The organism is uncultured Porphyromonas sp. (assembly GCF_915070105.1).
Classification (GTDB): Bacteria; Bacteroidota; Bacteroidia; order Bacteroidales; family Porphyromonadaceae; genus Porphyromonas.
This window is the reverse complement of the sequence record NZ_CAJZFJ010000005.1, coordinates 31,163-56,192: the sequence shown is the minus strand read 5'-3', so window position 1 is coordinate 56,192 and position 25,030 is coordinate 31,163. Positions and strand designations below refer to the sequence as shown.

At 56.5% G+C, this 25,030-nt stretch carries 16 protein-coding genes and 1 tRNA gene; 12 read left to right on the top strand and 5 right to left on the bottom strand.

Going from position 1 to position 25,030, the window contains the following annotated elements:
- Positions 1 to 265 precede the first annotated feature (265 nt).
- Positions 266 to 2,899 carry a TonB-dependent receptor gene (locus QZ554_RS01155; RefSeq protein ID WP_297193617.1) on the bottom strand — a complete coding sequence of 878 codons (2,634 nt, stop codon included), beginning with the start codon at positions 2,897 to 2,899 and terminating at the stop codon, positions 266 to 268.
- Between the two features lie 6 nt (positions 2,900 to 2,905).
- Positions 2,906 to 3,700 carry a GLPGLI family protein gene (locus QZ554_RS01150; protein ID WP_297193615.1) on the bottom strand — a complete coding sequence of 265 codons (795 nt, stop codon included), beginning with the start codon at positions 3,698 to 3,700 and terminating at the stop codon, positions 2,906 to 2,908.
- A 663-nt stretch (positions 3,701 to 4,363) separates the two neighbouring features.
- Here QZ554_RS01150 and dnaE point away from each other — a divergent pair.
- The 4 genes from dnaE to QZ554_RS01130 all read left to right on the top strand — a co-directional run bounded on the left by dnaE (position 4,364) and on the right by QZ554_RS01130 (position 10,998).
- Positions 4,364 to 8,080: a DNA polymerase III subunit alpha gene (dnaE, locus tag QZ554_RS01145; RefSeq protein ID WP_297193613.1), complete on the top strand. Its 3,717-nt coding sequence runs from the start codon at positions 4,364 to 4,366 to the stop codon at positions 8,078 to 8,080.
- Between the two features lie 45 nt (positions 8,081 to 8,125).
- A complete protein-coding gene (gene trxA, locus QZ554_RS01140; RefSeq protein WP_297179226.1) occupies positions 8,126 to 8,440 on the top strand; it encodes a thioredoxin in 315 nt (104 codons plus the stop codon).
- 164 nt (positions 8,441 to 8,604) lie between these two features.
- The gene (gene hflX, locus QZ554_RS01135; RefSeq protein WP_297193611.1) at positions 8,605 to 9,837 is read left to right on the top strand and encodes a GTPase HflX; all 1,233 of its coding nucleotides are present in this window, start codon (positions 8,605 to 8,607) and stop codon (positions 9,835 to 9,837) included.
- Between the two features lie 36 nt (positions 9,838 to 9,873).
- The gene (locus QZ554_RS01130) at positions 9,874 to 10,998 is read left to right on the top strand and encodes a ferrochelatase (protein ID WP_297193609.1); all 1,125 of its coding nucleotides are present in this window, start codon (positions 9,874 to 9,876) and stop codon (positions 10,996 to 10,998) included.
- 127 nt (positions 10,999 to 11,125) lie between these two features.
- Here QZ554_RS01130 and QZ554_RS01125 read toward each other — a convergent pair whose 3' ends face one another.
- Positions 11,126 to 11,953, bottom strand: coding sequence for a class I SAM-dependent methyltransferase (locus tag QZ554_RS01125; protein WP_297193607.1), 828 nt, complete (start codon positions 11,951 to 11,953; stop codon positions 11,126 to 11,128).
- Positions 11,954 to 12,122: 169 nt separating this feature from the next.
- Here QZ554_RS01125 and QZ554_RS01120 point away from each other — a divergent pair, with 169 nt between their 5' ends.
- The 6 genes from QZ554_RS01120 (at position 12,123) to QZ554_RS01095 (ending at position 20,163) form a co-directional block, all read left to right on the top strand.
- Entirely contained in the window at positions 12,123 to 12,791 is a 669-nt protein-coding gene (locus QZ554_RS01120) for an SIS domain-containing protein (protein ID WP_297193605.1), read from the top strand.
- A gap of 155 nt (positions 12,792 to 12,946) precedes the next feature.
- Complete coding sequence (locus QZ554_RS01115) at positions 12,947 to 14,785, top strand: DEAD/DEAH box helicase (protein WP_297193603.1); 1,839 nt, start codon at positions 12,947 to 12,949, stop codon at positions 14,783 to 14,785.
- Positions 14,786 to 15,319: 534 nt separating this feature from the next.
- Entirely contained in the window at positions 15,320 to 15,661 is a 342-nt protein-coding gene (locus QZ554_RS01110) for a hypothetical protein (protein WP_297193601.1), read from the top strand.
- A gap of 224 nt (positions 15,662 to 15,885) precedes the next feature.
- Positions 15,886 to 18,237: a TonB-dependent receptor plug domain-containing protein gene (locus QZ554_RS01105; protein ID WP_297193599.1), complete on the top strand. Its 2,352-nt coding sequence runs from the start codon at positions 15,886 to 15,888 to the stop codon at positions 18,235 to 18,237.
- Between the two features lie 58 nt (positions 18,238 to 18,295).
- The gene (locus QZ554_RS01100) at positions 18,296 to 19,051 is read left to right on the top strand and encodes a hypothetical protein (RefSeq protein WP_297193597.1); all 756 of its coding nucleotides are present in this window, start codon (positions 18,296 to 18,298) and stop codon (positions 19,049 to 19,051) included.
- Between the two features lie 29 nt (positions 19,052 to 19,080).
- Entirely contained in the window at positions 19,081 to 20,163 is a 1,083-nt protein-coding gene (locus QZ554_RS01095; protein ID WP_297193594.1) for a hypothetical protein, read from the top strand.
- Positions 20,164 to 20,268: 105 nt separating this feature from the next.
- On the opposite strand, the gene QZ554_RS01090 is transcribed toward QZ554_RS01095, so the two are convergent.
- Both QZ554_RS01090 and QZ554_RS01085 read right to left on the bottom strand, forming a co-directional pair.
- Positions 20,269 to 20,967, bottom strand: coding sequence for a superoxide dismutase (locus QZ554_RS01090; protein ID WP_297193619.1), 699 nt, complete (start codon positions 20,965 to 20,967; stop codon positions 20,269 to 20,271).
- A gap of 75 nt (positions 20,968 to 21,042) precedes the next feature.
- Positions 21,043 to 21,483: a PepSY-like domain-containing protein gene (locus QZ554_RS01085; RefSeq protein WP_297193593.1), complete on the bottom strand. Its 441-nt coding sequence runs from the start codon at positions 21,481 to 21,483 to the stop codon at positions 21,043 to 21,045.
- Positions 21,484 to 22,526: 1,043 nt separating this feature from the next.
- Here QZ554_RS01085 and QZ554_RS01080 point away from each other — a divergent pair.
- Positions 22,527 to 22,603, top strand: a tRNA-Arg gene (locus QZ554_RS01080).
- Positions 22,604 to 22,910: 307 nt separating this feature from the next.
- A complete protein-coding gene (rho, locus tag QZ554_RS01075; protein ID WP_297193591.1) occupies positions 22,911 to 24,893 on the top strand; it encodes a transcription termination factor Rho in 1,983 nt (660 codons plus the stop codon).
- Positions 24,894 to 25,030 lie beyond the last annotated feature (137 nt).

Genomic DNA, 25,030 nt, shown 5'->3' with positions numbered 1-25,030 from the left:
AGAACGCCCTCGTCACCTTACATAGGTGACGAGGGCGTTCTTTATAGGAGCGCAGTTGCCTTCTCGGTATGTTCGTTTTTGCCCTCTCGGAATGCCCGATACAGAGGCTGTTAGCAGGGGGGGGAAGGTAGAGGGGAGGACCTTCTTTGTCTTGCGGGATATGTGGGGGCGGAGTATGTGCTGGGGACGGTGCCCAGGAGCGAGGTATGGAGGGGAGTCGGGTAGCGTGAGGGGGGAGAGGTGGGCACTCGTCCTGCGGTGAAGCCTAGAGGTAGAGGTGAGCCGTGAGGACTAGGGAGAGCGGTCGGAGGTGATACTCGGTATAGTGCTCCTCCAGATCTCGGAGGGAGCGGATGATGTAGGTACGTGTGTTCGTGAGGTTGTCCCCGTTGAGCTCGAGCTCGACCCTCTTTGACAGCGTATACTTCAGTCCCGCACCGACGAAGAGGTAGTCCTTCTGCTCAGATGCTGACTGGTCGCTGTGGGTATGGCTAGCCTGGAGCTTGAGGAATAGGCGAGAGGGGATGAGGCGCAGATCGAGTCGTGCCTGCTGACTTAGTTCGCTGTATGCCGAGGTGTAGCTGGCGGAGGTAGAGCGATTGTGCCTCCAGCTCGCCTGATACTGCAGACGATATCCCGTGATGAGGTCTAGGGCAAGTGTCCCCCTAAGGCCGTAGTCTGCCGTGCGGTACGAGGTGAGGGTCGCCTGACGTAGGACCTCACTCTCGGTCTGTGCGCTGGTGGCAGCGAGCTCGAGCTGCATGGTGTGCCAGTCGATATCCTTACGCCCGTATGCGGAGAGCGTATAGAGGGTGCTGTGGTGGGGCTGGTGGACAGCCTCGATGACGGAGCGAGCCTGAGCGTCGAGTGTGGTACCATAGGCTATATCGCTCCACGAACGTCTCCAGCCACCCTCTACGTGGGCAAAGAGGCCGGAGAAGAGATCCTTGTAGGAGACCTTGAGGTGAGCATTAGCATCGTAGCTATCGTTGAGGGTCGCTCGGTAGCGTGATAGACTACGATAGTTCGGCATGAGACTCGCCGTGAGGAGCCTTGCCCAAGGGGTCTCCCGAGCCAAGTAGCCTGCACTGGCGTCGAAGGTGAAGTAATCACTCGCTCTCCACTGCAGGGTGAAGGAGGGCAGTAGGTACAGACGAAGACGCCTCGCATCGGTCTGCTCTGCAGGGATAGAGGCATTGTCGAGGTAGGTGTAGGTCAGGGCGAGGGGAAGGCTGAGCGTAGACTGGAGCGACCCATGTACATACCGAGCCACGGGGCCTATATCTGCACTCGTGTGTACGTGTACCATATTCCCCCGAGGGGCGGTAGGGGCATTGGGGTGAGTGAGGTGGGAGGACAGAGCTGTATAGGCAGCATTGAGATGAGCAGATGCGCTCAGTGTCCATCGGTGAGAGCGTAGGTCACGTAGGAGCTGGAGGCTATTGGTCGTGGAGACCGAGGTGAGGTCTATACGCTGGCGGGCAGTCCGACTACCTCCTATAGCTAGTATCTGTGGGGTGGAGGAGAGGCTGTTGGTAGAGACCCATTCGATACCGCCACCGGTAGGGGTGCGGTGCACGAGGCGGGTGCGGTTGGAGAGTCCTAGGGAGCGATAGTGTAGGGCTTGTGCGATGGTGCTCGCGCTTGGCTGGGAGGAGCTACTCATGCTCTGGGAGTAGATAGTCCCTAGTCCCTCCTCCCACCGACCGAAGAGGGAGAGCGTATTGTAGAGGAAGTGGCGCTGTCTATTCGTCTCGTAGACGAGCTGTAGGTTCGCAGTGTTCGTATAGGTGCGATCGGCGACGTCCTCGACGAGTAGTATCCGAGAGGCATCGGGGAGTATGTAGGTGGTCTGGGAGGAGGAATGACCGTGGGAGAAGAGGTGGCTGTAGTGGAGGTTGTAGGTGAGGGTGGTGCTATCGGAGAGCTTGTTTAGGTTGTTGAGGTTTACCCCGTGGCGGTAGCCGAAGAGGCTCTTGCCTACGGGAGATGTCCCATGCTTGATGATATGCACTAGTGGAGGTGCGTCCCCCGAGGAGGAGATACCATAGTGGGCGGTGGCGGGATCGCTCTCCTGCCCGAGGTTGTTACCGCTGTAGCGGATGAGGTGCTGTCGAGCCTTGGTGAAATAGGTCGCTTGGAGGGAGGCATCCCAGAGTGGTGTCTGGGCATAGGCTCCTGCACCTAGGCGGGCTGTTCGGCTCCATACGCCCCTAGCGGTGTTCTTGAGCTTGAGGTTGATGGCAGCCCGCTCGGGTGGTGCTTGGTCCTGTAGTGCACGCACGTGCTCGTGCCTCTCTAGTACCTGCACGGTGGCTACATCCTCCGCCTTGATGCCCTGTGTGGCTAGGTTGTAGCGCCCCTGCAGCATGTCGAGGTTCTCGATGTAGAAGTGATTGATGGGTGTCCCCTGGTACTTGATCACATTGTTCTCCTCGATGGTGATGCCAGGGAGCTGGCGTAGGATGTCGCCAATGGTGCGGTCGTGGCCTCGGGTGTAGGCCGAGACGAGATAGTTGATCGTGTCTCGGCCTCCCCATAGCTTCCGTGACTTGACCACCAGCTCACGCAGTAGGATGCTCTCCTCCTCTACGCTTAGGTCGAGGGTCTGTGAGAGCGCCTTGATGCGCATGAGTTTCCTCTTGATGTTGAAGCCCGTCACCCTAATGAGCAGTTCACTAAGCGCAGTGGTTGCCTCTACCGAGTAGCGTCCCTGCCTATCGGTCATCGAGTAGGCTAGGACACTGCTGTCGGATGGGTGCAGGAGGGCTACGATGCCCTCCTCCACAGGCTTGGTGCCACAGCGCACCTGCCCGGTCACACTGATCTTGGAGCCTTGTGCTAGGGCCGGTGTGAGACTTAGTGACCAGAGGAATATGAGGAGTACGAACCTCACCATAGGGCATCAGAGATCTAGTGGCTGGTACTTCGCTGGCTTCATGTTGATGGGGACTGTACCGATCAGTACGCTCCCTGCCATGACGGTCATACTCCCTATCTGCTCGGGCTTGATGTAGTACGTCGGGTTGGTGAGGTAGTTGGGGTTGCCGAAGGTGCTGTTGCGTAGCTTGACGAACTTGGCACGTGTGCACTTCACGGCTTCATTGGGTACGCTGTAGGCTATGGCTTCCTTGACGAAGTCCACCCTATTGCACTCGAAGTGGTGGATGCCATCCTCCGAGACAGCCCGTAGGATCAGACCCGGTAGTCCACCTAGTCGCCATGGCCCAAAGCGGCTGGGTAGTCCCTCGGCAAACCAAGCCGTCCATGTCCTGCCGCCGTATTGGCCGATAGCCTTTTGACAGGGCAGGCCACAGATGGTGTCGTGCTCGGCCTGCACCTTCCACTTCAGCTGGGGCATCGCCTCCGAGGTGAGATACTGGTAGGGAGGGATGGTCTCGATGGAGGTCATCTTGCCCTGCGGGTAGTTCTGCCAGGTCACAGGGGCGTAGAGGAGTCGCTCGCTCATGTCGTTCTCTCCGCTGTGTCGCTTCCTGCCCATCGTGCACGCCATATCCTGAGCGACCTGTAGTGTGAGGCCGTAGCTCACCTTTAGCTCCTCGCCCTTGGCATTGGAGGTCTGGCAGGTGTAGTCATAGTCAGCGACGAGCATCGTATGGGCGATACTATCGCTTGTCTGTGCGTGGGAGAGGGTGGTGCCTGCCGTAGAGAAGAGCAGGCATGTGATAGCTTTTGCCACTATAGAAGGCATACTCATGTACTTCATTGTCTTTCCGATTAAGATATGTATTGTTTGCTCGATCCAGCTATCCCTAGAGAGACCAGTAGATATACTGATCTCCCTAATCTCGCACAAAGTTATTTTTTTTTCAATTGAGCTGATGCGTAGGAGAAGAAGTAGTCAGGGGTGAGGCTTGCGCTCCATGCGTATGCTCCTCTCCTAGGCTCTTGGGGGTAGGGTGTACTGCGTGTCCCAGAGTGATGCCTCGGCATAAGCTCCATTCCCAGCACATTAGCTGGGGGATGGACGTACCTATGAGGGCGCTAGAGAGGACATACTTAGAGCGGGAGAGTGTACACGCGTGTATACAGTAGTGTACACGTGGGTATACTAGTGTGTACACGCGTGTACACAATACCCCCCTAGGTAGGGCCGTGTATGTAGGGTATACCTACGCCTCGGGTACGGGTCTTTATGCCTTGTGGGTGTGCTCCTTGACTACTTTGCCCTCGGTCTCTAGTGCTTTCATCCCTCATCCCCGAGAGTAGAGGGAGGTCGGGCAGAGGGGAAGGAGATAAGCGGGATTTAGGGTAACTTTGTACGTCACCAATGGGGGAGGGGAGGTGTGAGAAATGCCTCCCTACCTCTGTAAATCAATGAAATGTCTATTTGGTAAGCTATATGCAGCGCTTCGTACACCTCCACGTGCACTCTCAGTTCTCTCTCCTAGATGGACAGGCCTCGGTCAAGGGGCTCGTCGATAAGGCGATCCAGGATGGGATGAGTGGTATCGCCCTGACGGACCATGGTGCGATGTTTGGCATCAAGGAGTTCTACGACTACGTCGAGAAGAAGAATGCCCCCCTCATCTCCGAGCGCAAGGCGCTGAAGAAGGAGATCCAGAGCCTAGAGGCTCAGCAGGCTCGCAGTGCGGAGGAGGAGGCACGGCTCACGGAGCTACGTAGCCAGCTGGTGGAGGCAGAGGCCAAGCCCCTCTTCAAGCCGATCCTCGGCTGTGAGGTCTACTGCGCTCGCCGCTCACGCTTCAGCAAGGAGGCCAACGTCCCCAACCCCTATCGTCCCACCCAGTCCATAGATAATAGTGGCTGGCACCTCGTCCTGCTGGCCAAGAACCTCACGGGCTACAAGAACCTCATCAAGATGGTCTCCCGTGCCTGGATAGACGGCTACTACTATCGCCCCCGTATAGATAAGGAACTGCTGGAGCAGTACCACGAGGGGATCATCGCCTCCTCCGCCTGCCTCGGGGGCGAGATCCCACAGCATATCATGTACGGCAATATCGATGAGGCAGAGCGGAGCATCGAGTGGTTCAAGGGGATCTTCGGGGAGGACTTCTACCTCGAGCTCCAGCGCCATAAGACCGACAATCCCCTAGGCAACCAAGAGACCTACGAGAAGCAACAGCAGGTCAATGCCATCCTCCTAGAGCTGGGACGCAAGCACGGGGTGAAGGTCATCGCTACCAATGATATTCACTTCCTCAATGAGGAGGATGCTGAGGCGCATGACCGACTGATCTGCCTGAGTACGGGCAAGGATCTCAATGACCCTGCCCGTATGCGCTACAGCAAGCAGGAGTGGATGAAGACCACGGCGGAGATGAATGAGCTCTTCGCCGATGTCCCCGAGGCTCTGGCTGCGACCGAGGAGATCTGCGCCAAGGTCGAGCACTACAGCATCGACCACGGCCCTCTGATGCCCGACTTCCCGATCCCCGAGGAGTTCGCCTCGGCCGACGATTATCTCCGTCACCTCACCTACGAGGGGGCTCGGCGCAAGTACGGCGAGGAGGGACTGACCGATGCCGTACGGGAGCGTATAGACTTCGAGCTCTCGACGATTGCGAATATGGGGTTCCCTGGCTACTTCCTCATCGTGCAGGACTTCATCGCCGCCGCTCGCTCTATGGGGGTCTTCGTAGGTCCGGGACGTGGCTCGGCGGCAGGCTCAGCAGTCGCCTACTGCCTCAATATCACGGATATTGACCCGATACGCTACGACCTGCTCTTCGAGCGTTTCCTCAACCCCGACCGTATCTCTATGCCCGATATAGACGTAGACTTCGACGACGATGGTCGTGCCGATGTGCTGCGCTGGGTCACGGAGAAGTACGGCTACGAGCGTGTGGCGCATATCGTCACCTATGGCACGATGGCCGCCAAGAGTGCGATCAAGGATGTGGCACGTGTGCAGCGTCTCCCCCTATCGGAGAGCGACCGCCTCACCAAGCTCATCCCCGATAAGATCCCTGATGTCAAGACCATCTCCATCAAGGCGGCCATAGACCATGTCCCCGAGCTGAAGCAGGCCTCTCTCAGCCCTGACCCGCTCCTGCATGACACGCTGAAGTACGCTCAGATGCTCGAGGGGAACATCCGTAGCACGGGTGTACACGCCTGCGGAATTATCATCGGTAAGATGGATATCAGCGATGTCGTACCCCTCAGCACCGCAGAGGACAAGGCCACGGGGGAGAGCCTACTGGTGACCCAGTATGAGGGCTCGGTGATCGAGTCCACGGGGCTGATCAAGATGGACTTCCTCGGACTCAAGACCCTCTCGGTGATCAAGGAGGCTCTGGCCAATATCAAGAAGCGTCACGGGCTGGAGATCGATATTGACAAGATCTCGCTGACCGACACGAAGACCTATGAGCTCTATCAGGCGGGACGGACGGTGGGTACCTTCCAGTTCGAGTCGGCAGGGATGCAGAAGTACCTCCGTGAGCTCCAGCCCACGACCTTTGAGGATCTGATCGCGATGAATGCCCTCTACCGTCCCGGGCCTATGGACTACATCCCCGACTTCATCGATCGTAAGCACGGACGCAAGGAGATCACCTATGACCTGCCCTGCATGGAGCGTTACCTCCAGGATACCTATGGGATCACCGTCTATCAGGAGCAGGTGATGCTCCTCTCCCGTGAGATCGCCGACTTCACCCGTGGACAGTCGGACGAGCTCCGTAAGGCGATGGGGAAGAAGCTCAAGGAGAAGATGGAGGCCCTCAAGGTCAAGTTCCTCGCTGGGGGAGCTAAGAACGGCTATGCGAAGGACACACTGGAGAAGATCTGGAGTGACTGGGCGAAGTTCGCCAGCTATGCCTTCAACAAGAGCCATGCTACCTGCTACAGCTGGGTCGCCTACCAGACGGCTTACCTCAAGGCTAACTATCCTGCCGAGTACATGGCAGGAGCCCTGAGCCGTAACCTCAGCAATATCACCGAGCTCGTCAAGCTCATGGATGAGTGCCGAGCGATGAACATCGCTGTCCTCGGCCCTGATGTCAATGAGTCGGGCTACAAGTTCTCCGTCAATAGTGAGGGCAGTATCCGCTTTGGTCTGAATGCCATCAAGGGAGTCTCGAGCTCTGCCGTAGACCTGATCGTCAGCGATCGTGAGGAGCGTGGAGCGTATCAGTCGGTCTATGACTTCTTCGAGCGCATCCCCTCCTCGGTCGCCAATAAGCGTACGCTGGAGAGCCTGATCCTCTCGGGTGCCTTCGACAGCTTTGGCTTCCCTCGAGAGCTCTATTCCGCACCGATGGATAGCGGGGATGATACCTTCCTCGTGGCACTGATCCGCTACGGGCAGATGGTGATGAGTGAGCAGGGGCTCAACGAAGCCTCACTCTTCGGCGGTGACGAGGAGGCCCTACAGATCCCACGGCCTACACCCCCCTCGACCTACCCGGAGATGTCTAGCATCGAGCGGCTCAACCGTGAGCGTGACCTCATCGGCATCTACCTCTCGGGGCATCCCCTCGATCCCCATCGAGTCCTGCTGGAGTGCTACTGCTCCCATACCACAGCGGAGCTAGGTGACCTAGCGGCTATAGGAGAGGGACGGCAGGTGTCCTTCGGTGGGCTGATCACCAAGGTCTATGAGGGTACGACCAAGCGTGGTGATCCCTATGCCCGTATCACGGTAGAGGACCTCGTCGGGGCGACGGATATTGCCTTCTTCTCCGAGAGCTATACCAACTTCGCCAAGTACTGCAGAGTCGGATACTCTGTCCTGCTCTCCGGGGTGGTGCAGAAGCGTCGCTATGGGGATGAGCTGGAGCTCAAGATCCATCGTGTAGATCTGCTCTCGACTGCAGCGTCAGAGCTGATCCGTAGCGTCAGCCTAGAGATAGATGTGCGCACGATCGAGCCAGAGGTCATCACCGAACTGAGCCAGCTACTCGCTCCTACACTCACCGACCGAGACGGTGAGAACAATAAGGGCTATGCTATGTTATCTATACGTATCACCGATGGTACAGGGCGTAATGATGTACGGCTGAGCTATGACCGCAATCTCATCGCCCCGACGACAGCTCTCCTAGACTTCTGCCGTCACCACGGGATAGAAATGAGCGTGAACGAGTAACAATATCAATATTAAGTAACGAATTAAGTAACGAAAGGAATTATCATGGCACTAGAAATTAATAGCCAGAACTTCGAGACTCTCATCGCAGACAGCAAGCCCGTCGTCGTAGACTTCGGCGCTACATGGTGTGGCCCCTGCCAGATGGTAGCCCCTATCATCGAGGAGCTCGCCCACGAGTATGACGGCCGTGTCGTCATCGGCAAGTGCGACGTGGATCAGGACAGCGACCTACCTGGACGCTTCAACGTGCGTAACATCCCCACCATCCTCTTCATCAAGAATGGTGAGGTCGTCTCTAAGCTCGTCGGCGCTCAGAGCAAGGATGTCCTGAAGAAGGCTATCGAAGGTCTCCTCTAGGTCCTAGCCTCAGGCTTAGGCGGAAGGCTACATCGCAAGCATGTCCTGCGGTGTAGCCTTCCTTGTCTCTCAGAGGGTGCTCCCTCTCGGGGGGCTTAGCCGAGGGACTAGAGCTTAGGGCACAGGGTGCATTACGGACATTGTAGTACCTTTGCTCGTGTAATATGAGAGAGTTTATTATCACCGATACCAAGAGCGATCAAGCGGTCTTGGTGGGACTGATCACCCGCAGTCAGTCCGAGGAGCAGGCTCAGGAGTACCTAGATGAGCTGGACTTCCTATCCCGTACGGCAGGGGTTAGCCCCGTCGTGCGCTTTGTCCAGCGTCTGGAGCAGGCACACCCTGTGACCTTCGTCGGCAAGGGCAAGCTCGAGGAGATACGTCAGTATGTGGAGGAGAATGAGATTGGGCTCGTCATCTTCGACGACGAGCTGAGCCCGAAGCAGCTACGCAACATCGAGGCTACCCTCAAGGTCAAGATCCTCGACCGCACGAGCCTCATCCTCGATATCTTTGCCTCCCGAGCACAGACTGCCTACGCCAAGACGCAGGTCGAGCTGGCGCAGTACCGCTACATGCTCCCCCGTCTGACCCGCCTATGGACGCACCTAGAGCGTCAGCGAGGTGGGGTAGGGATGCGTGGCCCAGGGGAAACCCAGCTAGAGACCGACAAGCGTCTCATACAGGATCGTATCGCCCACCTCAAGGAGGAGCTCAAGGGCATCGACCGACAGATGGCCATGCAACGCAAGAATAGAGGCAAGCTCGTACGTGTCGCCCTCGTCGGCTATACGAACGTCGGGAAGTCCACGCTGATGAACGTCCTGAGCAAGAGTGATGTCTTCGCCGAAAACAAGCTCTTCGCCACGCTCGACACCACCGTACGCAAGGTCATTATCCATAACCTCCCCTTCCTGCTCTCCGACACCGTGGGCTTCATCCGCAAGCTCCCGACGGAGCTCATCGAGTCCTTCAAGAGCACCCTCGACGAGGTGCGTGAGGCCGACCTGCTCCTACACGTGGTGGATCTAGCGCACCCCAACTTCGAGGAGCACATCGAGGTCGTCTCCTCGACCCTGCGTGAGATCACCGCAGGGGATGAGCGTCCCGTGATCCTCGTCTTCAACAAGATCGACGCCTTCACCTACGAGGCCAAGGAGGCTGACGACCTCTCCGAGCGTAGCCGACGTAACCTCTCTCGTGAGGAACTCGAGGCGAGCTGGATGGCACGACTAGGCGAGGAGGGCTGCTGCTTCATCTCTGCTCGTACAGGCGCAGGTATCGAGGAGCTCAAGCAGCTCCTCTATGATCGTGTGCGGGAGATACACGTACAGCGCTTCCCCTATAATGATTTCCTATTCCAAGACTATACCCTAGAGACGAATGACGATGAATAGACCCCAAGGAGGGCCTTTTCTCTTCGCCCCGACGAGATGAGTAGTCCCACCTCCTCGCTCTTCGGGGCAGAGCAAGCCTCTAAGCAGGCTATCCTCCTTCTGAACCTTGGCTCCCCAGCCTCCCCTGCAGTAGCCGATGTGCATAGCTATCTGCTGCAGTTCCTCATGGATCGGCGTATCATCGGGCTACCCTACTGGGTGCGCCACCCTCTCGTGCATCGTATCATCGTCCCGAGGCGAGCTCCGAAGTCGGCTGCTAACTACCGCACGATCTGGGATGAGGAGCGGCAGGCCTTCCCCTTGATTACCCATACCGAGGCTATTGCCCGTGAGCTCAGTGAGCTCTGTCGGTGTCCTGTCGCCTATGGGATGCGCTATGCTGAGCCCAGTACGGCGAGTGCACTATCGGCGCTGGCTTCGCTGAGCTCTGTGGAGGAGGTGCTCATCGCTCCACTCTATCCCCACTATGCCCGCAGTAGCTACGAGACCGCAGTCGCCTATGCGCTGGAGGAGGCTCGTCGGCTGGGGCTATCACTGCGCTTCCGCCTACTCCCTCCCTTCTATCGAGATGAGAGCTATCGGCAGGTGCTCTCGGAGCAGGTCCGTCCCTATCTCTCGGAGCCCTTTGATCGCCTCATCGTATCGATGCATGGTATCCCCCTCTCCCATATCCCTAAGGAGTGCCGGCAGCACAACGGACACACCGACCACTGTGCTCATCGCAGGGGCTGGCATGAGCGACATGCCGAGGAGGACTGCTACCGCCTGCAGTGCGAGGAGACCCGTGCCCAGCTCCAGCAAGACCTAGGGCTAGAGGACGGGCAGGTCGAGCTGGTCTATCAGTCCCGCCTAGGACGGCATGAGTGGATGCGCCCCTATATGAGTGAGCGTATCCAGCGTCTAGCGCATGAGGGAGCAGAGCGTATCGTGGTGGTCTGCCCGGGCTTCGTCTGTGACTGCCTAGAGACCATTCAGGAGATCGATAGCTACTACCGTAGCGAGTATCTACACTGCGGAGGCAAGAGCTTCACCTATGTCCCTTGTCTCAATAGCTCCCCCGCCTTCGTCCGTGTGCTCGGCGAACTCATTGAGCGTACGATGGCTGACCCCTCTGCCCTCCTTAGCGAGGAGAACAAGCGTAAGTACAAGTACGAGCATTAGCCCCACCTTTTCCTTCCCGCCCCCATCCCATATATAGGGTAATAGAAAGCCCTGCCCCTTCCCCTCACCCAGCTCTATTATAGAGATTGGGTAGGGGAGGGGGCAGGGCTTTCGCTTGGTGGGGGGACTAGAGGGTGAAGGTGAAGATCTGGACGTTATTGCGCATCTTGCGGGTGAGCTTCATGAGGTGTGCTACCCACCAGACCTGTGCCATGAGATCGACGATGGGTATCTTGCGCTCGAAGTGAGCCTCGGGCAGTAGGCCGAGGATGTCCTCCTCGGAGTCTATGCCCCCTGTGAAGCTCGCCTCCATGTGCCGTAGGGTGTCGTGCTGTCGTGACCGCTTCGCCCAGAAGCTACTTAGGGCATCGAAGACTACGACACACCGCCCAGCGAAGGCCGTGTGTATAAGTCGTAATGCACGCTGGATCTCCTCCCTGCTAAGGTAGGCAAATACCCCCTCTATGGCGATCAAGACGTGGGTGTCGGGGGTGATCTTGGCCTTGAGGGCTTCGATCCAAGCCTCTTCGAGGAGGTTGCCCTCGATGAAGGTCTCACGCTCGCCGAGCAGCGTACGACGGAGCTGTATGACGTTGGGGAAGTCCATGTCGAAGTGAACCGCCCCGTAGGTGCGTTCAGCGATACGCTCGCCTCGGGTATCGAGCCCACAGCCTGCGTTTACGGTCACAAAGGGTATGCCCGAGGCATGGAGCTGTCGGGCATAGCGGATGAGTTCCTCGTCGAGGTAGCGAGCACGCTGGAGGCATCCGTAGTAGCTCGGGGTCTTCTTCGGGGCGAATTTCTCCTTGTCGTAGGCTACCCGCTCATAGAGCTCTGCTGCGTATTTGTCTCCTAGGATGGGTTTCTTGCTTTTTAGGTCAAGGGCACGCATCGCCAGAGGGATGATGAGGGTCTCCTGGACGGCGCCTAGTCCCTCGATGTTGATCTGTTCCATACGTTGGTCGTCTGTCTATCTTGGTGATATATTCTGTATCACAAAGCTATACCATCTCTCTATGCACGACAATACCTACTAATGCTGATTTGCCCCCTCGTCATCCTCCCCACCTCCCCGACGACTATGTTCCTAGTGTACCCTTGCCGAGGTAAAGGTCGTATGTGGAATGGATAGAAAGACTTATCTTTGCAGGCGAGATAAGAATGAAGCAGTGAGTACACCCCACGAGTATACCATCGAGCAAATCCTAGCGGCTGAGATCTACGCCCTACAGAATATCCCCCATGAGAATGATTACGAGGGAGCAATAGGTCTAATCCTAGAGCGCGTACATGAAGGGGGCGGTAGGCTCATCACCTCGGGTATGGGTAAGGCGGGGCAGATCGCTCATAACATCGCTACGACCTTCAGCTCCACAGGTACACCGGCCTACTTCCTGCACCCTAGCGAGGCGCAGCATGGCGACCTCGGGATGGTCTGCGCCAGCGATGTGATGCTGCTGATCAGCAACTCGGGTAAGACCCGTGAGGTGCTAGAGCTCGTCGCTCTCACCCGCAGGATGTATCCCACCCTGCCCTTCATCTTGATCACGGGTAACCCCGATAGCCCCCTCTCTGGGGAGGTCAATGTCTGCCTCTCCACAGGTAACCCTCAGGAGGTCTGCCCCCTCGGGCTCACCCCCACCACCAGCACTACAGTGATGACGGTACTGGGTGACCTGCTCGTGGTGAGCGTGATGCAGCGCATCGGCTTCACCTATCACGACTACTCCCTCCGCCATCATGGTGGCTACCTTGGGGATAAGAGTCGTGAGCTACAGACAGAGCAGCGCTAGACGCATGCTTGTATAGGGCGAGTAGCTGCGAGGCTATATGCCCTCTCGTCGTAAATTATCAGTAACGTGTGCAGAGGTTGGGCTGAGGTAGTCCATGAGAGCACACAGCCTAGAGCCAATCAAGTGCTAGGCGTATTTAATCACAAGAGCAATCAATGACATTTGAAGCCCTAGGGGTGAGTGCCCCTATTTGCCAAGCCGTAGCGGAGCTTGGCTACGAACAGCCTATGCCCGTGCAGGAAGCTGTAATCCCCCATCTCCTCGGAGAGCCCCAAGACCTCATCGCACTAGCCCAGACGGGCACAGGTAAGACTGCTGCCTTCGGCCTACCCCTCCTACAGAACGTCGCACGTAGCCTCGACGAGTCCAAGACTCGGACAAATGCCTCTGGCCATGCACGTGCCCTCGTCCTATGCCCCACCCGTGAGCTGTGCCTACAGATCTCCGACGACCTCACCGAGTACAGCAAGTATCTCCCCTCGGTACGTATCCTCCCTGTCTATGGGGGCTCATCCATAGAGGCACAGATACGCACCCTGCGTCGTGGAGTCGAGGTGATCGTCGCTACTCCAGGCCGTCTGATCGACCTCATGGAGCGTGGTGTCGCCTCGCTGGACGAGGTGCAGACTGTTGTGCTTGACGAAGCGGATGAGATGCTGAATATGGGCTTCACCGAGAGCCTACAGACCATCCTCGCTCAGGTACCCAAGGAGCGTCACCTCCTCCTCTTCTCGGCTACCATGCCACGTGAGATCAGCTCGATCGCTGCCTCATACATGCACCAGCCTCGGGAGATCGTCGTCGGTACCAAGAACCAAGGTAATGCCAATATCAAGCATCACTACTATGTCGTCTCTGCCCGCCACAAGTACCTTGCCCTAAAGCGTATCGCAGACTATTACCCCAGTATCTATGGGATCATATTCTGCCGTACACGTAAGGAGACTCAGGAGATCGCTGACCAGCTGATCCGAGATGGCTATAATGCCGATGCCCTGCACGGGGAGCTCTCTCAGGCTCAGCGTGACTATGTGATGCAGAAGTTCCGCATACGCAACCTCCAGCTCCTCGTAGCTACCGACGTCGCTGCCCGAGGACTAGACGTGAACGACCTGACCCACGTGATCCACTACGGTCTACCCGATGATATCGAGAGCTACACCCACCGCAGTGGCCGAACAGCTCGTGCGGGCAAGATGGGACTATCCATTGCCATCTGCCACAGCCGTGAGCGAGGACGCATTCGGGATATAGAGCGCATCTCACACGCTACCCTAGAGCGCAAGAACCTACCGACAGGGCAGGAGATCTGTCAGAAGCAGCTCTTCGGTCTAGCTGATCGCATCGAGCGAGTAGATATCACGGAGGATGCTACACTGGAGAGTGTACTGCCCGACCTCCTACGCAAGCTCGACTGGCTCGACAAGGAGGAGCTCCTGCGCCGTATTATGCTCATGGAGTTTCGCCGTATGCTCGACTACTACGACAGCGAGGAAGCTATCGAGGAGGCGGATGACAAGGGTAAGCTCCCCACAGAGCGCAAGGAGAAGCGTGACAAGCGCAATGCCGTAGCCGAGGAAGGGATGAAGCGCCTCTTCATCAACTTTGGTAAGCTCGACAAGATGTACCCCAACAAGCTCATTGAACTCATCAACAAGTGCGTCCCAGGTCGTGTGAAGATCGGTAAGATTGATCTCATGCCCCGCTTCTCGTTCTTCGAGGTAGATGAGCACGAGGCCTCAGAGGTCGTCTCCTCTATGAGCAGCTACGAGGTGGATGGTCGGCGTATCGTCGTAGACTACGCTGATGCCGTAGGAGCCTCCGAGGGCAAGCGTGAGCGTCGGGGCAAGCGTCCCCATGGCGACGACAGTCCACGTGCACCACGCAAGGGGAAGAAGCATCATGATGACTATTCACCCCGCTCTAGCCGAAAGGGCGATAGCCACTCCTCACCCTTCGATAAGTATAAGGGCAAGAAGAAGTCTCGCTGGTAGTCCACTAGTCATTAGCTAGGGTGGTGCTCTCGGCATCTGCCGATACCACCCATATCGTGGAGCAGTAGGAGTCCAAAGAGGGGCTCCTACTGCTCCACTTGCTTTATTGACAGAGCCTACGCATGAAATCACCATAGTGCGAGGACGAAGGACTCAAGGGGCATACCCCGAAGATAGAAACCTCTGTGTCCTAGGTGTAGACAGACCGAGCGTATACCTACTACTTAGAGCAGGTGAGTATACACGTGTGTACACAACAGTATACCCACGTGTATACAACTGTGTACACACGTGTACACTTCCTCGCTCTAAGTATGTCCCCAGTGACGCTTGTATTTGGCTCTTCTCGGGACGAATACCTAGGCCCTCTCGGGATACAGCTCGGGATACAGCTAAGGCTCTCTGGGGTATGAAATAATATTCCCAAGGAGCCAAAGAATGGAGGGTGCGAAAGAGATTATGCTTTGCCCCTACGTTGTGGATGGCTTTGTGCGCTAGTTTTTTACTATATTTGCTCCCATAGGAACTACTTCTATGTATAGGATAGGACAGCGCAGACGATTAGCTGCCATCTTCCTAGGGCTCTTCCTAGGGCTCCTAGCGATGGTTACCCTGCATGACTTCAGCCACCGAGCTGATGATGTGCAGGCCGTCTCTATGTCCTCCTCACAGGAGCTGACCACGCACGTAGACCAGACGGGATGTGTGCTCTGTCAGTTCGTCCATACCCCGTTCCTAGCTCTAGCTCTAGGTGTCGCATTACTCGCCTCGGTGCTCGGTGTGCGCCTCCTCGGCACTCGCCTCGAGAGCATCTGGTCGTGTGACCATCTGTGCCTAGCCCAGCTACGAGCACCACCTGCTGATACCTTAGCCTAAGCCACGAAGGCTTGAGGGGCGCTCTGTGCCTCTCCGATGGGGGACGTTCCTATGGATGGAGCTCCTCCGCCCCGCATTACGATTCCATATCCAACCCTATATGTGTGAGCGCCCTATCCGAGGGTCGTCTCATCCATGTCTCTATCTGTCTTATCGAGTCTCCTCGTGTGCCAGCTCTATGGTGCACAGCTACTCGATGAGTACATCATCCCATTCACCCTTTCATGTATCATTCATCACGTATCCATCCTTGGTACCGGTGTGTGCTCCTTGTCCTTCTCCTTGGGCTTTATATTCCAGCTAGGGCACAGGTGGCGGTGAGGAGTATCCTCGTACGCATCCTCGATGCTCGTACGAAGGAGCCCCTCCCACAGGCTGTCGCACACCTCGGCAAGCAAACGTATCAGGCCAATGCCTCTGGCGAGATCAGGCTATCCCTCTCTCCCAAAGAGACCGATGGCCTACATGTCCACGTCCTCGGCTATCATGAGGGCTTCGTCTCCCTCGAGACCCTCCGCCGTAGCGAAGGGAGTCCTACCGAAGGGAACTATACCCTATATATGACGAGCGAGGAGCGTGTCCTCACGGGGGTCACCGTGCAGGGTACACGTCGTGTGGTCTCGGCTAATGCCGTGGTCAGTCGTCTCAGCTCCCAGCAGATCGAGCGAAGCCTCGGGCGTAACCTCGCCTCGCTCCTCACCGAGATCAGCGGTGTGACGAGCCTACAGACGGGCACCACGACCGCCAAGCCTGTCATCCACGGTATGTATGGCAATCGTGTGCTCATCATGAATAATGGTGTGCGCCAGTCCGGACAGCAGTGGGGCGAGGACCATGCCCCTGAGGTGGATGTCGAGGGTAATAATCACATACAGGTCATCAAGGGTGCCGAGGCCGTACGCTATGGTGCCGAGGCTATGGCGGGTGCTATCGTCATGGAGCAGGCGGGTCTACCCTACGGCGAGGAGTCGCTCCACGGAGCCGTCGGGGCTGCCTATGCTACCAATGGTCATCGGGGAAGTACCTCGCTACACCTAGAGGGTGCGACGCTCTCTGATCGAAGCCTCGCCTACCGAGTGCAAGGCTCCTATACCAATGCTGGTGACCGCTCCTCGGCTAAGTATCGGCTGATGAATACCGGTGTGCGTGAGTTCAATACCTCGCTAGCACTGGGCTGGAAGCACGGGGAGTGGAGTGTCGAAGGGCTCTTCAGTCGCTATGAGAATAAGACGGGTCTCCTTCCCTCGGGGCACCTACGTAGCCGTGAGGGTATGGCGGAACTCCTACGCCGTGGTATGCCCGACATCTTCCGCCCCTTCTCCCGCAGTATCAGCAATCCCTACCACCATGTCGTCCACTACCTCGGCAAGGTCAAGGGGAGCTGGGAGAACGACCACCTCGGTCGCTTCACCCTGCAGGCCTCGCTCCAGCGGGACAATAGAGACGAGTATGCGATCCGCCGTAATACCGCCTATGCCAATGTCCCCACCCTCTCCCTCTCTCTCTCCTCCACCCAGCTCGATGCCTCATGGCGCAAGCACTACCACCGCTGGGACAGCGAGGCTGGGGTACATGGCGAGTACGTGGACAACTACAGCAATAGTGGTACAGGCTTCACCCCCCCTATCCCCAACTATACCCAGAGCACCTGGGGCGGCTATGCCCTACAGCGTTATGCGGATGATCACTTCGGGGCAGAGCTGGGTGTGCGCCTAGACGGTCAGCAGATGTCCGTAGCAGGCTACGATGTCGCAGGCCAATACTTCTCGGGCGACCATTCCTTCCTGAACCTCACCTACAGCCTAGGCGGACACCTTCACCTCGGGCAGGGATGGAAGGTAACCTCCAACTTCGGACTCGCCTGGCGCAGCCCTCACGTGCAGGAGCTCTATAGCCTAGGTAGCCAGCACGGCTCTGCTATCTTCGTCTACGGTGACCGCACACTGCGCTCCGAGCGAGGCTACAAGTGGGTGAGCTCCCTCGTCCATCACTCTGAGCGATGGGATCTGACGCTCGATGGCTACCTGCATTGGATCAAGGGCTATATCTATGATGAGCCTTCGCAGGAGTATGCCGAGACGCTGGCGGGGCAGTATCCCGTCTTCCGCTACAAGCAGAGTGATGCCTTCTTCCGTGGGCTCGACCTCGATGCCCGTTACTTCTTCATCCCTAGTCTCCTCTATGCCCGTGTGCAGGGCTCTATGATCTGGGCGAATGAGATGAAGACGGGACGCTACTATCCCTATATTCCTGCGCTTAGGATCTCGGAGGAGCTTGGTCTACGCAAGGCCTTTGGCTCTTCGTACACGGGGGAGTTCTCGCTCTCGCACCGCTTCGTAGATCGTCAGCGTCGCTTTGACCCTGCTACCGACCTCACCCAGAGTCCGCCTGCCTACCATCTCTTCGGGCTCGAGGCTCGTGTGACGAAGCAGATGACGGAGCGGCAGTCGCTCAGTCTCTCCCTCAGTGTCGATAACCTCCTCGACACCGAGTACAAGGAGTACACGAACCGCGCACGCTACTACTCGCACGATGTCGGGCGGGACATCCGTCTCGCTCTGCACTGGCACTTCTAGCAGATCCTTGCTTATCCCTCCACACCTTTGACAGAACTCTCTTATCAATAATAAAGCAATGAGTAAGACACTAGCACCGCTCCTCCTCGGAGCATTCGCCCTAGCCCTCACCGGCACGCTGGTCTCCTGTGGCAAGAATACACCGAAGCCACCCGTAGACGAAAGGCAGAACAAGGGGCATGATAATCCCACCTTCGCCGAACTCACCCTCACCGAGGCGACCCTAAAGGCAGGTAAGACCTTCTCCACCGAGACGACCCTCGATGATGTAGACCTCTCCACAGCGGCTGTACAGAAGATAGGCTTGGATCAGAGGGGGGCGACCGTCCGCTTCATCGAGGGGGCAGGCTACTCCAAGAAGTTCACCGTCGAGAGTACCGCCAAGACACCCAATCGTGTCTACCTACTGAAGATCGCCTACAAGAACCTCTCGGGTGAGCTCATGAACGACCAGCTCGTCTCCGATGAGCAGATCAATCGCCACCAGCATTTCTTCAAGGAGGTAGATCCTGATGTCACGGATAAGGTTAAGTATATCGAGACTCCTATTCTTATGAGCTATAGTTATGCCTACTGTGACGTCTTTGCGGGGAAGAAGAATCCCGTAGGGCTGACTGGTCTCCTCCAGTTTGTTAAGCCAGAGGCTACCTCATCCAAGAAGCAGAAGGATATGAGTATGGTTATCACTCTGGCTCACTTCTTCAACACGAAGTTCATCTCCCCTGGCGTCGTCCGCCCCTTCGCATCTATTGTTACCCCGGGGGCTGATACAGATATCAATCTTCGTATAAACTTCTCCATCAGTGCTCAATAGAAATATGTTCCCTAGCACCTCTAACTAAGATGAAAAAGAATCTAAAACAAGGCCTCTCCCTCTGCCTCCTAGCTCTCGCCCTTATCCTTACCTCCTGCGGTAAGGATGTGATTGTCCCTGTCCCCATAGGTGGGTCTGATAATGAGATTACTATGGTTAAGGTTTCCCTCAGTATGGGACACCTACATGGTCGTAAGAACTACCACTTCGTACCCTCAGGTGGGAAGTATGTCCACCGTAATATCTATGATATTCAGGAGTTCACCTTCGTGAGGTCAGGAAAGTCGTGGGTACTCAGGCAGGATGCCAAGCACCCCTACTGGGATCTCATCGCCTATATGACGCACGACTATGGTGGTGGCTCTGCTGATGCTCCAGACTATGGAGTGAAGATTCTCCTCTTCAATGCTAAGGGAGATACGCTCAACACTGAGTACACCTCCGAAGCCAATCGTAGTAACTATCAGTTCTTCTTCTATCCAACGGAAGCAAAGGGGTTTGATGGGGCGCAAGTGGAACTTAATCCAGCTGACCCTACGAACATCCTCAAGTATGTCTACTGCGATACCAACGTGTGGAATGGCTCTGCTACCAAGAGTCCTGTGGGTCCTGATGGTAAGAACCTCTATACCTTCCTCCCCGATACGGAACCCATCGGGATCAAGGGGTATCTGCAGTTCCCCACCATCAGTCAGTTCAACCTGAATATTGCCCTATGGCATACCCCTAAGGGAAAACTTCAAGATGGAAAGGCTTCTCCCTTCTATGCTCCTAACGATGCCGTTAAGGCAGGACGTCAACTCCTGCATCTCAAGCTCCCAATCAGTGTCTACGCAGACAAGGAGGACTTCCAAGATGATATTGTAATGAGGATGCAAGCGGATTATGACCGCCGAGTCCAGGAGGCTAAGGAGGCGGGTAAGAGTGAGGAGGAACTCAAGAAGATAACCTTCCTTCCTATCCCTCTCAAGGATCTTCCTAGTGGGCATCAGGTGATAGCTCGTCGTCTAATGTCCCTGCTAGGTACGCAGGACTGGGAGAGCATTGCGATGGACTTCTATCGTTACTTCTCTAGCTACGAGCATAACAACGATCCTGAGGGCTACTTTTAATCCCCGCACTTAATCCCCCACACTCCTATACAGCGAGAGGGCTATCCACACCTAGTGGATAGCCCTCTCGCTGTATAGGGGGATAGTGGATAAGGGGGGGAGTGTCTATTTAGCGTAGAAGCTCGCACGCTCCTCGTAGCGACGACTGACTACCTCCCAGTCGATGATGTGCCAGATCTGCTTGAGATGCTCGGCACGTCTATTCTCATAGTCGAGGTAGTAGGCGTGCTCCCAGATGTCGATCCCGAGTAGGGGGATGAGACCTGAGGTCACGGGGTTGCCTGCGTTGGGCTCCTTGTCTACATAGAGACGTCCTGCCTCATCCGTAGCGAGCCACAGCCAGCCAGAGCCGAAGATCGATACACCTGCCTTCTCAAACTGCTCACGGAACTTCTCGAAGCTCCCGAAGCTACGCTTGATAGCCTCCGCTAGGTTACCCTTAGGCTCGTCAATGCGATCCATGACGGCGGGCTTGAACTGCGTGAAGTATAGGTTGTGGTTCAGTAGCTGACCTGCGTTGTCGAAGATCGAGCCACTAGCGAACTTTACCAGCTTCACGAGGTCACGTTCCAAGAGCCGGCTCTCACGGAGGAGCTGGTTCAGCTTCGTGACGTAGCCTGCTAGGTGCTTGCCGTGGTGGAGCTTCACAGTGCGCTCACTGATGACAGGCTCTAGGGCATTGGTGGGGTAGGGGAGGGGGATCAGTCGATAGAGGGCACTGTCGGCCTGAGCCTGCTGAGCGGTGGTGTTGGGCTGACGTCCTGCCTCATGGCTCACCTTATCTCCACCCTGTGCGGAGAGCACAGGGGTGGAGAGTAGAATGAGACCGAGGAGGGTCAGCGTGATGATGCTTCGTCTCTTCATCTATGGATATAGGGGTTAGTCGTCGTAGCGGACGAGCTGTAGATGGGCGTTGAAGTAAGCTTCTAGCCCAGAGCTTAGCTCTACCTTGTAGCCTCGTCCCTTGCGCTCGATCTGCTTGATCGCATCGCCAGCATGGCGGGCATTGAGGGTCTTGGTGATCTGGGCCGGGATGAAGCCTAGGGGCATCGTGTTATACTTGACATCGACATCCTTCCATTGGCCATTGGAGAAGAAGTCAATTTCTGTACCATCGGAGAGAGTTACCTCATAGGTCGTGGACATGAAGTCGCGATCCTGCTTGACGAGGACGGGTTCACGGCCAGCGAAGTACTTGGTCACGAACTGCTGTGCAGTCTTAGGGAGTTCTCTGAACTCGATGATGCGGTCGTCGTCTGCTCGGAGAGTCGTCACTGACAGGGCGAGGAACGCGAGGGCAAAGGCCAAGAATCTCTTCATAATGAAATTGATCTAAGTTATATAATATTAATCACCACAATAACCAGTATAAAGGTATAAAGGTTTTACATCTCTCCCTTCCGTTCAGTTTTACTTCCCCCTTTGGTCTTTCCTCCTTCCTCTCTCCTCCTTCCTCTCTCCATATATCTTATCCCCTAGGTATACATCGCCCCCTGGCGACTCTTCGCCTGCTCGGGGAGGGTTGGGGAGTGCCCCGTGGCGTGGCTGTTGTGACACGGATGTGACGCCCATTCCGCTCCCCCTATCTACGGGTGCATTGGAGGGGTAGGAGAGGACTCGGTATGATCGTCCCCATCACCTATGTAAGGTGATGGGGACGATCATACCGAGAGCGATATACCTATCTCTGTATGTCCTCTTGTACCCCTCTCGATATGTGCGATACAGCGTGGGTTCGTAGGGGGAGGAATGGTTCTTGGGAGAGGAGGTTCTTCAGCCGCTGTGTGTCGGGGTGAGAGGAGGCTTGGGTGACTGTAAGAGAATGTAATGATAGGGAGTGAGGGGAGAGAGGGCGATTGGAGCGGGAGCTAGATGGGATATAGGGTAGGGGGGCGCATGATCACTTTTGTACACTCCTTTCTTCGGCTCTTTGGGGAGCGCTATTTCATGTCCAACGGGAGCCCTAGTAGTATTTTTCGAGTGCCTAGACGTTAGTCCCGAGGAGAGCTAAATATGAGAGCCTATTGGGATGGTACTTAGAGCGAGGTAGTGTACACGCGTGTATACAGTTGTGTACACGTGGGTATACAGTTGTGTACACACGTGTATACTCATCCCTCCTAGGTAGGAGGTATACACATGGTATATCTATACCTAGAATACAGATACTTCTATCTTGAGTGTACGCTCCTTGGCTACTATGCCCTCGCACCATGGTGATTTCATCCTTTGACCCTGAGGTATAGGGCTTAGATAGGGGAGTGTAAAATATTTAAGCTATCTTTGTGGCGCAATTCTATTCGATGACGCTCGTGACATCTTGGAGGATTGTATTGCAATAGACATGCTTCGTTGCAGTGTATGGTTGGGTAGCTCAGCTGGATAGAGCAATAGCCTTCTAAGCTATCGGTCCTGGGTTCGAATCCCAGCCCAATCACCACAGCACCCCCTCCCCTAGATGTTGGTACTCTGCCTCATCCGTCTTTGCATTTCCCCCATTATTCCCCACGACCCGTCCCGAATAGTTTAAGGACAGAAGTTTTTCATCGTCTTCCCCACAGGGATGCCGAGCCCCAGCTAGGATCTTCGGGTGATGACTCGGAGGATACCTGTACCCTCCCTGCTCTCTACCCTCACCCAAGGACTTTGGTTGTCGCTCATCGATCCGCCTATTGACCTGCGGACGATCATCTATGGTACGGCTACCAGCCCCATTAGTGGAAGGCACTAACATTTATATTTTAAGTATGCAGCGATACAACATCACAGAGCTCTCCAATATGAGCCTCGATGAACTGCGCAAGGTCGCAGACGAAGTCGGGCTTAGTCCAGAGAGTTTCGAGGCCAAGCAGGAACTCGTCTACGCAGTCCTCGACCAGCAGGCAATGACCCTAGCTGGGACACAGACCGAGAAGCGCAAGCCCGGACGCCCCCGTAAGGATGCCGATGACGAGCAGCCTAAGGGCAAGAAGACCAGCCATGAAACAACACAAGCACCCGCCCCCAAATCATCCACCCCTGATCCCTCCACTCCCGCTACAGAGGAAGGCGAAGCTGATCTTCCCAAGCGCAAGCGTGGGCGTCCCAGCAAGGCCGAGCAGCAGGCTCGTCAGAAGGAGGTCGAGCGTCAGCAGGCCCTCTCTGCTGTAGCCAAGGCTAGTGAGAGTCAGGAGCCAGATGCTCCTCAGGAGGAGCGCCTTCGCGAAGAGCCTGCACCTAAGGCTGGCAAGGCTACTCCGACTCCCAACCAGCCCCAGCCAGAGGTTCGCCCCGTAGGGGCACCGACTAAGGGAGCTGAGCCCCTACCACGTGTCGTGCCCGTGGGAGCCACAGTCGCTGAGGCTGTCTCTGCTCCTGCTAGTGAAATAGATCCAGCTACAGAGCTGCAGCCCGCCGCTCAGTCTGCTACTCAGCCACAGAGCGAGGGCACGGAGGGGGCTGGACGTATCGTCTTCCGCCACAAGGATAGCAAGTCTGTGCTGGATCAGGTCCTACCCGCCTTTACTGCTCCTATCAAGCCTCGCCACGAGGGTAAGGCTCAGCAGTCTAGCAATACTACTGCTCGCCCCGTCGCCAAGGGGGGGCAGGATGAGTTCGACTTCGGCGGTATCCTAGAGTGCTCTGGGGTGCTGGAGATCCTGCCTGATGGCTATGGCTTCCTTCGCTCTGCGGACTACAACTACCTACCTTCTCCCGATGATATCTACCTCTCGGTAGCTCAGATCAAGCAGTGGAGTCTGCGCCCAGGAGACCTCGTGGAGGGCTTTATCCGCCCACCACAGGAGGGGGATAAGTACTTCCCCTTCGACAAGATCACCCGAGTCAATGGTCGTACACCCTCGGAGATGCGTGACCGTGTCCCCTTCGACCACCTCACCCCGATCTTCCCCGACGAGAAGTTCAAGCTTGAGTCCCCACGCAACCCCGCCGTACAGGACAAGATAGCGATGCGTATCGTAGACCTCTTCGCCCCCATAGGTAAGGGGCAGCGTGGTCTGATCGTCGCTCAGCCCAAGACGGGTAAGACCGTCCTGCTCAAGAATATCGCCAACGCCATCGCAGCTAACCACCCCGAGGTCTACATGATCATCCTGCTCATCGATGAGCGTCCCGAGGAGGTCACCGATATGGCAGCGAGTGTCAATGCCGAGGTCATCGCTTCGACCTTCGACGAGCCAGCAGACCGCCACGTGAAGATCGCCGAGATCGTCCTCAACAAGGCTAAGCGTATGGTGGAGAGTGGTCAGGATGTCGTCATCCTCCTCGACTCGATTACCCGTCTGGCTCGTGCCTACAACACCGTACAGCCTGCCTCTGGTAAGGTACTCTCTGGGGGTGTGGATGCCAATGCCCTGCAGAAGCCCAAGCGATTCTTCGGTGCCGCACGTAATATCCGTGGTGGCGGTAGCCTCACGATCCTCGCCACCGCTCTGCAGGAGACGGGATCGAAGATGGACGATGTGATCTTCGAGGAGTTCAAGGGTACGGGCAACATGGAGCTCCAGCTCGACCGTCGCCTAGCGAACAAGCGTATCTACCCAGCCGTAGACCTCGTAGCCAGCAGTACACGCCGAGACGACCTCCTACAGGATACTGCCACCCAGCAGCGTATGTGGTCGGTACGCAAGGTGCTCTCCGAGATGAACCCCATAGAGGCTATGGAGAATGTGAAGAACCTCATGCTGCGCACGCAGAACAACGAGGAGTTCTTCGCCGAGGTAAACAGCTAAGCCTCCCTTTTTCCCCTTCCCCCACCCTCTCTTCTCTCCGTGAACCTCTATCGGGGCTCACGAGAGAGACGAAAGCCACAGAGCCCAGGGCGTACCTAGTGTACCCCCTGGGCTCTGTGGCTTTCGTCTCGGAGCGT

What these genes read in the sequence shown, in the direction of transcription:
- QZ554_RS01155 (WP_297193617.1), bottom strand. Translation starts at nt 2,899, where the DNA reads ATGGTGAGGTTCGTACTCCTCATATTCCTCTGGTCACTAAGTCTCACA.
- dnaE (WP_297193613.1), top strand. Translation starts at nt 4,364, where the DNA reads ATGCAGCGCTTCGTACACCTCCACGTGCACTCTCAGTTCTCTCTCCTA.
- trxA (WP_297179226.1), top strand. Translation starts at nt 8,126, where the DNA reads ATGGCACTAGAAATTAATAGCCAGAACTTCGAGACTCTCATCGCAGAC.
- hflX (WP_297193611.1), top strand. Translation starts at nt 8,605, where the DNA reads ATGAGAGAGTTTATTATCACCGATACCAAGAGCGATCAAGCGGTCTTG.
- QZ554_RS01130 (WP_297193609.1), top strand. Translation starts at nt 9,874, where the DNA reads ATGAGTAGTCCCACCTCCTCGCTCTTCGGGGCAGAGCAAGCCTCTAAG.
- QZ554_RS01125 (WP_297193607.1), bottom strand. Translation starts at nt 11,953, where the DNA reads ATGGAACAGATCAACATCGAGGGACTAGGCGCCGTCCAGGAGACCCTC.
- QZ554_RS01120 (WP_297193605.1), top strand. Translation starts at nt 12,123, where the DNA reads ATGGATAGAAAGACTTATCTTTGCAGGCGAGATAAGAATGAAGCAGTG.
- QZ554_RS01115 (WP_297193603.1), top strand. Translation starts at nt 12,947, where the DNA reads ATGACATTTGAAGCCCTAGGGGTGAGTGCCCCTATTTGCCAAGCCGTA.
- QZ554_RS01110 (WP_297193601.1), top strand. Translation starts at nt 15,320, where the DNA reads ATGTATAGGATAGGACAGCGCAGACGATTAGCTGCCATCTTCCTAGGG.
- QZ554_RS01105 (WP_297193599.1), top strand. Translation starts at nt 15,886, where the DNA reads ATGTATCATTCATCACGTATCCATCCTTGGTACCGGTGTGTGCTCCTT.
- QZ554_RS01100 (WP_297193597.1), top strand. Translation starts at nt 18,296, where the DNA reads ATGAGTAAGACACTAGCACCGCTCCTCCTCGGAGCATTCGCCCTAGCC.
- QZ554_RS01095 (WP_297193594.1), top strand. Translation starts at nt 19,081, where the DNA reads ATGAAAAAGAATCTAAAACAAGGCCTCTCCCTCTGCCTCCTAGCTCTC.
- QZ554_RS01085 (WP_297193593.1), bottom strand. Translation starts at nt 21,483, where the DNA reads ATGAAGAGATTCTTGGCCTTTGCCCTCGCGTTCCTCGCCCTGTCAGTG.
- rho (WP_297193591.1), top strand. Translation starts at nt 22,911, where the DNA reads ATGCAGCGATACAACATCACAGAGCTCTCCAATATGAGCCTCGATGAA.